At 41.5% G+C, this 13,980-nt stretch carries 13 protein-coding genes and 1 other annotated feature; of the genes, 11 read left to right on the plus strand and 2 right to left on the minus strand.

Going from position 1 to position 13,980, the window contains the following annotated elements; translation table 11 throughout:
- Window positions 1-108: 108 nt before the first annotated feature.
- The 3 genes from JFU50_RS17190 to JFU50_RS17200 all read left to right on the plus strand — a co-directional run bounded on the left by JFU50_RS17190 (window position 109) and on the right by JFU50_RS17200 (window position 2,451).
- Window positions 109-864 carry a YsnF/AvaK domain-containing protein gene (locus JFU50_RS17190; RefSeq protein WP_201186129.1) on the plus strand — a complete coding sequence of 252 codons (756 nt, stop codon included), beginning with the start codon at window positions 109-111 and terminating at the stop codon, window positions 862-864.
- 179 nt (window positions 865-1,043) lie between these two features.
- Complete coding sequence (locus JFU50_RS17195; RefSeq protein WP_201223433.1) at window positions 1,044-1,874, plus strand: general stress protein; 831 nt, start codon at window positions 1,044-1,046, stop codon at window positions 1,872-1,874.
- A 190-nt stretch (window positions 1,875-2,064) separates the two neighbouring features.
- Window positions 2,065-2,451, plus strand: coding sequence for a general stress protein (locus tag JFU50_RS17200; RefSeq protein ID WP_053347238.1), 387 nt, complete (start codon window positions 2,065-2,067; stop codon window positions 2,449-2,451).
- A 34-nt stretch (window positions 2,452-2,485) separates the two neighbouring features.
- Here JFU50_RS17200 and sspI read toward each other — a convergent pair whose 3' ends face one another.
- The gene (gene sspI, locus JFU50_RS17205; protein WP_053347237.1) at window positions 2,486-2,695 is read right to left on the minus strand and encodes a small acid-soluble spore protein SspI; all 210 of its coding nucleotides are present in this window, start codon (window positions 2,693-2,695) and stop codon (window positions 2,486-2,488) included.
- Window positions 2,696-2,817: 122 nt separating this feature from the next.
- Here sspI and JFU50_RS17210 point away from each other — a divergent pair, with 122 nt between their 5' ends.
- The 4 genes from JFU50_RS17210 (at window position 2,818) to JFU50_RS31995 (ending at window position 7,735) form a co-directional block, all read left to right on the plus strand.
- Window positions 2,818-3,576 (plus strand): TrmH family RNA methyltransferase, encoded by a 759-nt coding sequence (locus JFU50_RS17210; protein ID WP_242486057.1) that lies wholly within the window; start codon window positions 2,818-2,820, stop codon window positions 3,574-3,576.
- Window positions 3,577-3,620: 44 nt separating this feature from the next.
- Window positions 3,621-3,860 (plus strand) — a binding site (T-box leader).
- Between the two features lie 59 nt (window positions 3,861-3,919).
- Window positions 3,920-4,960 (plus strand): phenylalanine--tRNA ligase subunit alpha, encoded by a 1,041-nt coding sequence (gene pheS / locus JFU50_RS17215; RefSeq protein ID WP_201223435.1) that lies wholly within the window; start codon window positions 3,920-3,922, stop codon window positions 4,958-4,960.
- Between the two features lie 27 nt (window positions 4,961-4,987).
- Window positions 4,988-7,402 (plus strand): phenylalanine--tRNA ligase subunit beta, encoded by a 2,415-nt coding sequence (gene pheT / locus JFU50_RS17220; RefSeq protein ID WP_201223437.1) that lies wholly within the window; start codon window positions 4,988-4,990, stop codon window positions 7,400-7,402.
- Window positions 7,403-7,513: 111 nt separating this feature from the next.
- Window positions 7,514-7,735: an alanine-zipper protein gene (locus JFU50_RS31995; protein WP_446728184.1), complete on the plus strand. Its 222-nt coding sequence runs from the start codon at window positions 7,514-7,516 to the stop codon at window positions 7,733-7,735.
- On the opposite strand, the gene rnhC is transcribed toward JFU50_RS31995, so the two are convergent.
- Window positions 7,726-8,679 carry a ribonuclease HIII gene (rnhC, locus tag JFU50_RS17225; RefSeq protein ID WP_207196164.1) on the minus strand — a complete coding sequence of 318 codons (954 nt, stop codon included), beginning with the start codon at window positions 8,677-8,679 and terminating at the stop codon, window positions 7,726-7,728. The two genes, JFU50_RS31995 and rnhC, sit on opposite strands and share 10 nt — an antisense overlap.
- A 172-nt stretch (window positions 8,680-8,851) precedes the next feature.
- Here rnhC and zapA point away from each other — a divergent pair, with 172 nt between their 5' ends.
- The 4 genes from zapA to JFU50_RS17245 all read left to right on the plus strand — a co-directional run bounded on the left by zapA (window position 8,852) and on the right by JFU50_RS17245 (window position 13,975).
- On the plus strand, window positions 8,852-9,112 hold the full coding sequence (gene zapA / locus JFU50_RS17230; protein ID WP_053347231.1) for a cell division protein ZapA: 261 nt from the start codon (window positions 8,852-8,854) through the stop codon (window positions 9,110-9,112).
- Between the two features lie 4 nt (window positions 9,113-9,116).
- A complete protein-coding gene (locus tag JFU50_RS17235; protein ID WP_098175815.1) occupies window positions 9,117-9,650 on the plus strand; it encodes a CvpA family protein in 534 nt (177 codons plus the stop codon).
- Between the two features lie 216 nt (window positions 9,651-9,866).
- Window positions 9,867-11,585: a DNA polymerase/3'-5' exonuclease PolX gene (gene polX / locus JFU50_RS17240; protein WP_201186121.1), complete on the plus strand. Its 1,719-nt coding sequence runs from the start codon at window positions 9,867-9,869 to the stop codon at window positions 11,583-11,585.
- A 35-nt stretch (window positions 11,586-11,620) separates the two neighbouring features.
- On the plus strand, window positions 11,621-13,975 hold the full coding sequence (locus JFU50_RS17245; RefSeq protein ID WP_201223439.1) for an endonuclease MutS2: 2,355 nt from the start codon (window positions 11,621-11,623) through the stop codon (window positions 13,973-13,975).
- The last annotated feature ends 5 nt before the right edge of the window (window positions 13,976-13,980 follow it).

A 13,980-nucleotide genomic window follows, 5' to 3' on the forward strand; every position in this document is an offset into this window, starting at 1 on the left:
GTAATGATATAATCAAAAATGAAATATTACATCCTCGTTTACTTAGGGACCTAGAGGGTAGAGTTTATATATAACATCCACTCAACAAAACCTAAGGAGGAATGAAACATGAATAAAACAGTATATGGTGTATATGAATCGAATGCAGAAGTAATCCAAGCAATTAATGCACTTAAGGCTAAGGGCTTTGAGGGAGACGATATTTTGGTTGTTGCAGACAAGGAAGAGACATTAGATTTTACGAATCATCAACGAGAAACTGATGTGCATACGATGACAAATGTTCCAAACGACGAATCCTTTATGGACAAGGTAGCACGTTTCTTCATGCCAGATAATACGGCTGATCTTTCAACCAGGTTAGCGGATGCAGGGCTTTCTAACAGTGAAGCGGCAGAGCATGTCTATGATGTAGAACAAGGGAAAGTTCTAGTTCTTGTAGAAGAGGGAGAAGGACATCTGGGAACGTCACGAAACAAATTCACTACCGGAGCAAGAGGTGTTGGAACGTCAGGAACAACGCTGGATACGAACTCAGCTAACCCCCTTTATAACGGTACCGAAAAAACGGATGCATTAAATAAAGACGACGTTTATGGAGTAAATGGACGAGGCCGTGAGGATAGTTTGGAAACAAGCAGTATTAATGAAGGGGAAACATTGCGTATCCCAGTTGTAGATGAAAAGTTGGAAGGATCGAAAATACCAGTTGTCACAGATGAAATTGTTATCAAGAAGCATGCTGTACAAGAAACTGAACAAGTCCAGGATACCTTCAAAAAAGAAGATATCCAGCTTGATAGTACTGAAGATACAATCGTACATGAAAAAAAGGCAACTGACCGAAGAAAAGAGCGCTTCTAAAAGAGTAATAAAAAGAGCCTGCAGTTTTTAAACTGCAGGCTCTTTTTATCCTAATTCTTTTTACAAGAGGGAATTTTAGAAAACCGCTTTTGGAGTAAGTCATCATTTGTTTAATTTGGGGCCATCCGGGTATAAATACACATAAGATTCAAATCGGAATTATCAAAGGAGGAAGAAGCATGGGAATAACATTATATGGTGTTTTTGATTCTAATCCGGAAGTTATTAAGGAAATACAAACTCTCAAAGTAAAGGGAGTTCGTGATGAAGAAATAACCGTAATAGCAGATAAAAAAGAAGATTTGAATTTTGGGAATGAAAAGCAGGAATCGGATGTAGACGTCATTACGAATTCATATAAGGATTCTTTTATTGAAAAGGTCAAACACTTTTTCTTAAACGAAGGATCTGGAGACATGAGGAGCCGGCTAGGAGATATGGGACTTGCCGATAGTGAAGCCACTGCTTATATAAACGAAATTCAAGCTGGGAAATTCCTGATTCTCCTGAATGAATCAGAAACCATATCACCGGAGGAAGTAGTAACTACCGACACCATGCAAAAAGCGGACAGGCTTACCGCAGAGAACCCACTTAAAACAGGCATGATGAATAATCCGGACCCTAACCTTTTCCCGGAAACAACAGCTAATGCTTATCAAACAAGGGAAGTAGAAGCCCAGCCTGGAAAAAGCGAAGAGCTTCATGGGAATTCTGCCAACTTATTTGAAAATCAATACCTGAACACGAATCGAGCTGAAGAACGAGAAATAAAGGCGAACTCCACCGAAAAATATAAGGTGGAAAAGCCTGGGGATTATGATGGAACACTAGCGAGCGACCCCAATGTAGACCCATTTTCTGTTGATACTAAAAAAGCACTGGATACAGCAGGGGCACTGGATCGGACTATGAACCCGAATGTTGAAAGTGTGCAGCAAGAAGAAAAGGAAAAGGATATCATGAGAGATGAATACATCAAAAATCGAGTTAACACCGATAATCTGTAAGACGCAAAATAACAGCCTGCGCAAGGCTGTTATTTTTTTAAGGAATGGGTGGAAATCCTTTTATGCAAAGGATTCCTTTAATGATTGGTTAGGATTTCTCATTAGACAATTTGCTTGTTTATTGATCAAGCCGCAAGGTATAATTACAAAGGAATTTATTCTAAGTAGAGTAACAAGGAGGGGGAGAAACATGGAAAAAAACGTATATGGTGTTTTTGACTCTAATCCGGAACTACTTGCTGCAATTCAAGAATTACAAGCTAAAGGCGTTACTGGCCCCCAAATGACAGTAGCAGCTAATATAAAAAATGATGTGCAGCTTGGAAATGAACATACGGATATCCTGATCATCGCCAATCAGGATAAGGAGGACACTCTTTTTTTAAGAATCTTCCACTACTTCACAGATGAAGGATCTGGAGATTTACGCAGCTTTTTCACGAAATACGGCTACTCTTATGATGAGACAAAAGCGATGCTTGAAGAAGTGAGCGCAAAAAAATTCATCTTGCTGCTCGATGAAGAAGTATCTATCGATGAACTAAAGTCAGGCTTTGATAAAGTAGTGCCGAAGTAAGCGAATACAAAAAAATAACAGCCTGCGAGGGCTGTTATTTTTTTAATCCTGATTCGAGAACAGTAATCATTTCATGTTTTTCCTGCTCAGATGAATTTTGCCAAATGACCTCGAATAATACGCCCAATCCAGGAAGCATTTTTTCCTCGCCATTCTGAATTGCATCGACAATCGTGTCTTCTAGCTGCTCTTGAGTATTCCCGGTTACGTTTTGAATGATCGCATTCCTTAGGTTTAAATTCACATTTATTCCTCCTCTTACACATAATGACTCACATTAATAGCATTTCACAAACTGGCATGCAATATGTATGTAAATTGCGTTATAATAGGACAATCAGTGTAAAGTTAAAGGAGCGTTTACCCTTGAAATATATTGAATCCGTAAAAAACCCGCAAGTGAAGCAATGGAAAAAGCTATTGACGAAGAAAGAGCGCGACAAAACAGGGAAATATTTAGTCGAAGGCTTTCACCTCGTTGAAGAAGCGTTAAAAGAAGAAATCGTCATTGAAGTGATTGTTAATGAAGAAACAGAAATGCCTGCCCATTTTACACTAGAAGGCACAGAAGTCATTTATGTTAAAAATGATATTATGAAAGCGATTTGTGATACAGAGACCCCTCAGGGAATTGCAGCTGTATGTGAGCAGAAATCAATTAGTATGGCGTCCATTAATCCGGATAAACTATTGTTGATAGATGCGGTACAGGATCCAGGGAATCTCGGAACGATGATTCGGACGGCAGATGCGGCTGGAATTGATGCTGTCATTCTCGGCGAAGGTTGTGCAGATCTGTATAATCCGAAAGTGGTCCGTTCGACGCAAGGAAGCCTGTTTCATATGCCTGTCATCAAAGGAAACCTTTCTGAAATCATCGATGAATTGAAGCAAAAAGACACACCGGTTTACGGCACAGCCCTTGAAGGAGCTTCGCCATTTGAAGAAGTGGAAAAGTCCTCTCGATTTGCTTTGCTTGTCGGTAATGAAGGACAGGGAGTAGCAAAGGGATTGCTAGAGAAAACTACGAAAAACCTCTATATTCCTATCTACGGGAAAAGCGAATCTCTTAATGTAGGGATTGCGGCTGGGATTTTAATGTACCATTTACGAAAATCAATTTGAAACGGCTGACGAATTATAATATAATAAAACAGAATTTTATAATGAAAACAACGATGACAAAGAGTAGTAACTTAAGATATCCATAACCAGGGAAAAAATGCCGTGACTGAAAGCATTTTTATGGCGCTGCTTAAGGGAATTCACCTTTCGAGTTGGCATTGGGAAGACATAGGGTCCGAAAAATGTTCCGGTGAAGAGCCGTTATTTTTATGAAGTGAGTGCGAAGTTTTTTTGCTTGTGCACTAATAAGGGTGGTACCGCGATACATAAACCTCGTCCCTTTCTGGGATTGGGGTTTTTTTGTGTTTATTTTTACAAAAGGAAAATAAAGGAGGAAGACATGATGCAGGAACGTTTAATAGAACTGCAGGAAGAAGCGTTGCAAAAAGTTGCCGCAGCTTCCGAACTAAAGGAACTGAATGAAGTCCGTGTTTCTTATTTAGGGAAAAAAGGGCCTATCACTGAGGTATTGCGTGGCATGGGTAAATTGTCAGCGGAGGAACGGCCGAAAATCGGTGCTCTTGCTAATGATGTTCGTGAAGCAATCGCTTCAAAAATTGAGGAGAAACAAAAAGCTCTTGAAACAGCTGCTGTCAATGCAAAGCTAGCAACAGAAACCATTGATGTTACACTTCCAGGACGACCTGTTAACAAGGGGAATCTTCACCCATTAACACGTGTTGTAGAAGAAATTGAAGATTTATTCATCGGTATGGGTTACACAGTTGCAGAAGGTCCAGAAGTCGAAAGCGACTACTACAATTTTGAGGCATTAAACCTGCCGAAAAGCCATCCGGCACGTGATATGCAGGACTCTTTCTACATCACAGATGAAATCCTAATGCGTACACACACTTCACCGGTACAAGCTAGAACGATGGAAAAACATAAAGGCCAAGGCCCTGTTAAAATTATTTGTCCTGGTAAAGTATATCGCCGTGATAACGATGACGCGACACACTCCCATCAATTCCAACAAATTGAAGGCCTGGTCATCGATGAAAACATCAGCATGAGCGACCTGAAAGGTACGCTTGACGTGTTTGCGAAAAAAGTATTTGGTCAAGACCGTGAAATCCGTCTTCGTCCAAGTTTCTTCCCATTTACAGAACCATCTGTTGAAGTTGATATTTCTTGTAAAATCTGCGGTGGAAAAGGCTGCAGCGTCTGTAAACAAACAGGCTGGATTGAAGTGCTGGGCGGCGGGATTGTTCACCCGAACGTACTTGAAATGGCTGGATTCGATTCGAAAAAATACTCAGGATTCGCTTTTGGAATCGGTGTGGAACGAATCGCAATGTTGAAATACGGTGTGGATGATATCCGTCACTTCTATACAAATGATGTTCGTTTCTTAAAACAATTCCATCATCACGAAGCATAAATTTTATTTTAAAAAGGAGGACCTACCATGTTTGTATCATATAAATGGTTGCAAGATTATGTAGACCTTTCCGGCATCAATGCAACAGAGCTTGCTGACAAAATCACAAAAAGCGGTATTGAGGTTGAAGGGGTAGAAAAGAAAAGTGAAGGGCTTAAAGGAGTTGTCATCGGACATGTACTTGAACGTGAACAGCATCCAAATGCCGATAAATTGAATAAATGTCTAGTCGATATCGGGTCAGAAAATCCCGTTCAAATCGTCTGTGGTGCACCGAATGTCGATAAAGGTCAAAAAGTCGCGGTGGCTACTGTCGGCGCTGTGCTTCCGGGCAACTTCAAAATTAAGAAAGCAAAACTTCGCGGAGAAGAATCACAGGGTATGATTTGTTCGCTTCAAGAATTGGGTTTTGAATCCAAGCTTGTGTCTAAAGACTATGCAACAGGCATCTTCGTGTTTCCAAATGATGCGGAAGTAGGTAAAGATGCATTAGAAGAGCTTGGCTTAAGCGATGAAGTGCTGGAACTTGGCTTAACCCCAAACCGCTCTGACGCTTTGAGCATGCTTGGTGTTGCCTACGAAGTAGGGGCTATTCTTGGTCGGGAAGTAAAATGGCCGGTTATCGAGAATGAAGAAGCAGCTGAAAAAGCATCAGATTATATTAGTGTCAAAGTGGAAGCGAAAGCAGATAATCCATTATACATCGCTAAAATCATCAAAGATGTAAAAGTCGGTCCGTCACCGCTTTGGATGCAGACTCGCCTTATGTCTGCAGGTATTCGTCCGCATAATAACGTAGTCGATATTACGAACTACATTTTGCTTGAATATGGTCAACCGCTACATGCATTTGATTATGATCGTTTTGGTTCAAAAGAAATTGTCATTCGCAGAGCGAAAGATGCAGAAAAAGTGGTCACATTGGATGAGACGGAACGTACTTTGACACCTGAACATTTAGTAATCACCAATGGAAACGAGCCGGTTGCGATTGCTGGAGTGATGGGCGGAGCTAATTCCGAAGTGAAAAATGATACAACGAATATAATTATTGAAAGTGCTTATTTTGCCGGTACCGTTGTTCGTAAAGCTTCAAAAGACCACGGTTTACGCAGTGAAGCCAGTGCTCGTTTTGAAAAAGGAGTCGATCCAGCCCGGGTACGTGAAGCTGGAGAGCGTGCGGCTCAATTAATTGCACAGTATGCAGGCGGTACAATTCTGCAAGGAACAGCAGAAGTTGACGAATTAACAATGGAACCTGCTGTAATAAGCATCACACTTGAAAAAATCAACACACTTCTTGGTACTAGCATGACGGTATCTGAAGTAGAGTCGATCTTCAAACGCCTGCAATTTGGAGTAGAGCTTGACAATGAAACGTTCACAATCACAGTCCCGACCCGCCGCGGTGACATTACGATTGAAGCGGATTTAGTTGAAGAAGCGGCACGTTTATATGGGTATGACAACATTCCCGCAACGTTGCCAATCGGTTCAGCAACTCCAGGTCAATTGACGGACTATCAAATCAAACGTCGGAAAGCTCGCCGTACCCTTGAAGGAGCAGGCCTTTACCAAGCAGTAACCTATTCACTAACGAGCCAGGAAAAAGCGGCCCAATTCGCATTAGAGACTCGCGAATCCATTCGTTTGGCAATGCCAATGAGTGAAGAACGAAGCCAATTGCGCTTGAGCATCGTGCCACAATTATTAGAAGTCGTGAAATACAATAATGCTCGCCAACTGGATTCACTTGCCTTATATGAAATCGGTTCAGTATTCTTTAAGCAGGATGGACAAGAGCTTCCTGAAGAGAAAGAACATATTGCTGGGGCTATCACAGGCCTATGGGAATCCCACCTATGGCAAGGCGAAAAGAAACCCGTGGATTTCTATGTAGCTAAAGGCGTGATTGAAGCGTTATTCGATACACTAGGTTTAGCTGATCAAATCAGTTATCGCCAAGCGGAAATCAATGATATGCATCCAGGACGGACAGCTGAGGTACTGTTGAATAGTGAAGTGATTGGCTTCATCGGACAGGTGCACCCAACGGTTCAAAAAGACTTGGATATTAAAGAAACATACATTTTTGAACTTTCCTTAAAAGCATTAGCTGAAGCGGAAGTGGCGCCAATTGCCTATGAAACCATTCCGCGCTACCCATCGACCACACGCGATATCGCGCTTGTTGTTGATAAAGCAACAAAAGCTGGGGACATTCAAAGCATTATTATAGAAGCCGGTGGAAAGCTGCTGAAAGAAGTGGGCATCTTCGATTTATACGAAGGTGAAAGAATGGAGCAAGGTAAGAAATCCATCGCTTACTCACTGAAATACTTCGATCCGGAACGCACACTAACGGACGAGGATATAACAAAAGCACATGATAATGTACTTGCGGCTGTTAAAGAAAAAGCTGGCGCAGAACTACGAGGATAATTTCAAAAAGACAGCCTCCTGAATTTTGGGAAGCTGTCTTTTTATAATCAGAACTCACGAGTAAACAGAGCGAACTCACGAGTAAACAGGATGAATTCACGAGTAAACGGGATGAATTCACGAGTAAACAGAGCGAACTCACGAGTAAACGGGATGAATTCACGAGTAAACAGAGCGAACTCACGAGTAAACGGGATGAATTCACGAGTAAACAGAGCGAACTCACGAGTAAACGGGATGAATTCACGAGTAAACAGGGCGAACTCACGAGTAAACAGAGCGAATTCACGTGTAAAGCAAATAAAAATACTCAGACCATTACCTTATTTATGATATTTCTGTTGATATAGTCGCTTCGCTTTTTCCGTATTGGCAAAGTGGGTTTTCGTAAATTCATTTAAAGAGTCGATTCCTTTTTCGTGAATCAATCGTGCTGCCGCTTCATCGACAGCAAAGCCGGCACCTTTAGGGATTTTGAAACCGGCTTTTTCACTCAGCAAATCAAAGCGTTTTACGAATGCATAGCGTGCCAGGATGGAAGCGGCAGCTACCCCAAGGTGAATACCTTCCGCTTTGGTGCACAAATAGGTGGCGTTTGCCTGAAATAGTTCTTGGCCTTTCAAGTAGTTGAAAAATACATCAGGTTGAGCGAATTGGTCGATTAGGACGGCTTCTGCTTGTTCTGGCTGGATTTTTTGCATAAGATTCTTTATTGCCTGGTTATGAAGGAGGGCCTTCATTTTCCCTTGTGACATCCCCTTTGCCTGAAGTGTATTATATTTCGGATTATCACAAGTAAGCAGACTGAATGGCACTACATCTTTAATCTGTTTGGCAATTTCGATAATCTGTGGGTCTTTTAGATTTTTAGAATCCTGGACACCCAGTTCTTTCAATAGAGGCAGCTGCTCTTTTTTTGCATAGACAGCAACGACGGTCATGGGTCCGAAATAGTCTCCTGTCCCGACTTCATCCGAACCAATAACAGACATGGTGCCAATCTGGGCAGGCGGTGAATAACGATGGACATTAACTGATGCGGTAGAGGCTGCTTTTTTCTTTGGAGCAGCGGCACCTTTCTGCCACTTTTCCGCTTCTGTTTCAGCATTCTTTCCTTGAAAAAGGACTTTTCCGGATTTATAGGCGGTCACCGTACATAGGGGTGGCTTAGCTGAAAAGATACTTCCTGGTGGCAGTTTTGCGGCTAAGGAAGAGGAATAATGAGATTTCATTTCCGTTATTTGTGAAGGACTGATAAGTAAAACAACATGAGACATAATTAGTAAACTCCTAACTCAATTTTATTTTTTTAGGGAGTCCTCAACCTAAGGTCGATTTCGTTTGACAAATTATTGCAATTTTATGCAAGAAATGACGTTGTACTCTCTTTCATGACGAAAAACTTCATGATATGATAGAATTAGGATTGTTTAGATTGGGGGCATCATTTTGTCAGACGATAAACGAAATAAAACAACAGTTGATATATACGGACAACCATATACAATCGTCGGTACAGAAAGCGCGAGTCATATGCGCCAGGTTGCTTCGCTGGTTGACGAGAAAATGAGAGAAATCAGTATGAAAAATCCATATTTGGATACGAGTAAGCTTGCGGTATTAACGGCCGTGAATACCGTCCACGAATATATTAAATTAAAAGATGAACTAGACCAGCTTCAACTGGAATTAAAGAGAGAGAAGGACTGAGTACATGCTTGATTTAGCAATTTTGGCCATTCTTTTAATCGGTTTATTAATCGGTTTAAAGCGTGGCTTTATTTTACAAACTGTTCATATGACTGGATTTATAGTAGCTTTCATTGTCGCCTATGTGTTCTACGGCGATCTTGCTCCCAATTTGAAATTGTGGATCCCATTCCCGACGATAGGTGATTCTTCGACCATTAATATGTTTTTCGAGACAGTAGGGCTTGAAACGGCGTATTACAACGCTATTGCCTTTGCAATCATTTTCTTCGCTACCAAAATTCTTTGGCAAATGCTTGGATCGATGCTCAATTTCATTACCTATCTGCCGATTTTAAAACAGCTAAATCGCTGGGGTGGCGGGATATTAGGATTTGTCGAAGTCTATCTTATCATGTTTATTATATTATACATAGCTGCCTTGCTGCCAATGGATTCCATTCAGGAACCATTAACCGGCTCTTTTCTGGCAGAATCTATAGTGAAACATACGCCGTTCCTTTCCGAACAAGTTAAAGATCTTTGGTTTGTGAAATAATCTTAATGACAGTAAACGAGGGCCTATCTACCTTTCTCAAAGTCCTAGATTCCTATACTTTGAAAGGGTGAGGCCCCTTTGTATGGAGAACGATGAAACTTCTTTCTAGTTGATTCGTATAGTAAGAATCGGACTGCTTGTACTTTACCTCCAAGAAAGGTATCTTTAAGAAAGAAAATAAGGGACACCCTACTAATTTTTTCGGCGGTGAAAAAAATGACAGTAAATAAAAAAGATATCATTAAATTATTAGAAAAAATTGCAATATATATGGAGTTAAAAGGAGAGAATCCGTTTAAGGTTTCAGCTTTCCGCAAGGCGGCAGGTGCCTTAGAAACGGATGATCGGAGTTTGACGGCAATCGAAGATTTTACCACTTTAAGTGGAATCGGGAAAGGAACAGCAGCCGTCATTGAAGAGTATATCAATGAAGGAAAGTCGACTGTTCTTGAAGAGCTTCAGGAGCAGGTGCCAAAAGGTTTGATTCCGCTCTTACAACTTCAAGGGTTGGGAGGGAAGAAAATTGCCAAGCTGCATAAAGAGCTTCATATCAATGATGTGAATGACCTGAAACTCGCTTGTGAAGAAGGCAAGGTCGCGGCACTTTCCGGTTTCGGTAAAAAAACGGAAGAGAAGATTTTGTCTGCGATTGCTGAGGCTGGTTCAAGGCCTGATCGGCTTCCGCTTGCCTTCATGAGACCGATTGCGGATGATATTGAATTGGCTATTACCAACATGGAATATATCATCCGTTCATCAAGAGCCGGCAGTATTCGTCGTATGAGGGAAACGATTAAAGATCTCGATTTTATTATTTCGACTGATCATCCCGAAGCGGTGAAGGATCAGCTTCTTTCATTATCGGGCATAAAACAGGTGATTGCAGCCGGCGATACAAAGGTGTCAGTTGTACTTGATTATGAATATGATATATCTGTTGATTTCCGAATCGTGAAGGATAAGGAATTTATCACGACCCTCCATCATTTTACCGGTTCAAAAGATCACAATGTCCGGATGCGCCAACTGGCTAAAGATCGCGGTGAGAAAATCAGTGAGTATGGAGTAGAAGTGGCTGAGACGGGTGAAGTATTGACTTTTGAAACAGAAGAACTCTTTTATAATCATTTTGGACTGCCGTTTATTCCTCCAGAATTACGTGAAGATGGAACGGAAGTGGAGCAATATGATGCAGATGAACCACTTATTTCGGTAGAAGATATTCAAGGTGATCTGCATATGCATACCACGTGGAGTGATGGGGCTTATTCGATTGAAGAAATGATTGAAGCGTGCCGGGCCAAAGGTTATAAATACATGGCCATCACTGACCATTCACAATATTTGAAAGTGGCTAACGGTCTGACCGTGGAACGCTTACGTGAGCAAAAACAAATCATTCATGACCTGAATGAAAAATATGATGATTTTACCGTGCTTTCAGGGATTGAAATGGATATACTTCCTGATGGAACACTTGATTATGACGATGAGTTGTTGGCAGAGATGGATTTGGTTATCGCCTCAATCCACTCAAGTTTTTCCCAGCCTCGTGATACGATTATGGATCGCTTAAAAACTGCGTTAAATAACCCGCATGTTGATATCATCGCCCATCCAACTGGAAGAATTATCGGCAAACGAACTGGTTATGATGTTGATATTGATATGCTGATTGAACTAGCGCTCGAAACGAATACAGCACTGGAATTGAATGCTAACCCGAATCGATTAGATTTGGCTCCGCCTCATTTACGGAAGGCACAGGAAGCAGGCGTTCCGATTGTGATCAATACCGATGCTCATAGCATTGACATGCTTGAACATATGCCGGTCGGGGTTTCTTCGGCTAAAAAAGGCTGGATTAAAAAATCCACTGTCCTTAATGCTAAGAATACTGATGGATTATTAACGTTTTTAAAGAGAAATGACTAACTATTTGCCCACAAAAGAGGAGGAGCTTTAACTCCATGCATAATAAAGCTTTAAAGACATTGGAATTTCATAAAATTAAAGAACAATTAGTCTCACATGCATCCTCTTCCATAGGAAAGGAGAAGGCACAGCAATTGATGCCTTCTACTGACTTTGAGGAAGTATCGAGGTGGCAGGAAGAAACAGATGAGTCAGCCAAAATTGTCCGTTTAAAAGGAAATTTGCCATTGGGCGGAATTTTTGATATCCGTCCACATGCAAAACGGGCTCAGATTGGCGGTATGCTTTCACCGATGGAATTGATGGAGCTTGCGAGTACGCTTCGTGCCGGCAGAATTCTGAGTCGTTTCTTTGATGAAATCGCGGAGCAGGAAATCGAAGTTCCACTTTTAGCAGAATATATTGATTCACTTCATCCGTTGATTGAATTGCAGCAGGAAATTACTTATGCTATTAGTGAGCACGGCGAAGTGATGGATTCTGCGAGTGATAAGTTGCGTACCCTTCGAAACCAGATTCGTACGAACGAAAGCCGTGTCAGGGAAAAACTCGAAAGTATGATTCGTTCCTCCAATGCGTCGAAAATGTTGTCAGACGCCATTATCACAATCCGCAATGACCGTTTTGTTATCCCAGTAAAACAGGAATATCGAAGTGTGTATGGCGGGATCATTCATGATCAATCTTCATCCGGACAAACGTTGTTTATTGAACCACAGGCAATCGTTCAATTGAATAATGTACTTCAGGAAACACGAGTGAAGGAAACACAGGAAATAGAACGGATTTTAGTCGAGTTATCGGAAAAAGTCGGTGAGTTCACCCCGGAATTGCTTCACAATGTTAAGGTGCTCGCACAAGTCGATTTCCTTGTCGCCAAGGCAAAGTACGCAAAAGCGATAAAAGGGTCTAAACCGATTCTAAATAATGAAGGACGCGTGAAATTATTCAAAGCGAAGCATCCGCTCATTCCGAGTGATGTTGTCGTGGCTAATGACATTTTCCTAGGTGATGAATTTACGACAATCGTCATCACTGGTCCCAATACAGGGGGTAAAACCGTTACCCTTAAAACGATTGGCCTTTGTACGTTAATGGCCCAGTCCGGTCTGCAAATCCCTGCGCTGGATGGGTCTGAAACGGCTGTGTTTTCCTCTGTTTATGCCGATATTGGCGATGAACAGTCGATTGAACAAAGCTTAAGTACATTCTCTTCCCATATGGTCAATATTGTCGATATCCTAAAGAATGTCGATTATGATAGCCTTGTTTTATTCGATGAGCTTGGAGCGGGAACTGACCCTCAGGAAGGTGCCGCATTAGCCATTTCGATTTTGGATGAAGTTTATAAGCGCGGTGCACGTGTGATTGCAACGACCCATTATCCAGAATTGAAAGCGTATGGATATGACAGGGAAGGCGTCATAAATGCAAGTGTTGAATTTAATGTAGAAACCTTGAGTCCAACATATAAACTGTTGATTGGTGTACCGGGGCGGAGTAATGCGTTTGAAATTTCCAAGCGTCTTGGCTTGGAAGAGAGCGTTATTAGCCACGCCCGCAGCCATATCGGTGAAGATACGAATAAAGTTGAGAATATGATAGCGTCCCTTGAAGATAGCCGTAAGAAGGCCGAAGAAGAGGAACTAGAAGCCGCAGATCACCTGAAACAGGCTGAAATTCTTCATAAAGACCTTCAAAAGCAAATTGGTGAATACCATGAAGAACGGGATGCGATGGTCGAAAAGGCAGCAAAAGAAGCAGCTGCCATTGTGGAAAATGCAAAAAAAGAAGCGGAAGCAATTATTGCTGATTTACGTAAACTGCGTCTTGAAAAGCATGCTGATGTCAAAGAGCATGAATTAATCGACGCGAAAAAGCGACTTGAAGATGCAGCGCCTAAAATAAAAAAATCAGCAAATAAAGTGGCTAAACCGTTGGATAAAAGCTTAAAACCTGGAGATGAAGTTAAGGTTGTTAGCTTTGGACAAAAAGGTCATCTAATTGAGAAAGCTTCAAGTAATGAATGGCAGGTTCAAATCGGAATCATGAAAATGAAGGTAAAGGAATCTGACTTAGAATTCATTAAGACTACAAAAGTAAAAGAAACGAAACCTCTTACCACGATAAAAGGAAGAGATTATCACGTTAGCCTTGAGCTTGACCTTCGTGGGGAACGTTTCGAAAATGCACTGTCCAGAGTGGAGAAATATGTTGATGATGCTCTGCTGGCCGGATATTCGAGTGTCTCTATCATTCACGGTAAAGGAACGGGAGCTCTCCGGTCAGGTGTTCAGGAATACTTGAAACATCACCGCTCTGTCAAACGAATTCGGTTCGGCGAGGCTGCAGAAGGTGGAACAGGTGTGACGGTGGTAGAATTTAAATAAAGGAA

The sequence above is a fragment of the Peribacillus sp. TH14 genome, from assembly GCF_016651145.1.
GTDB lineage: Bacteria > Bacillota > Bacilli > Bacillales > DSM-1321 > Peribacillus > Peribacillus butanolivorans.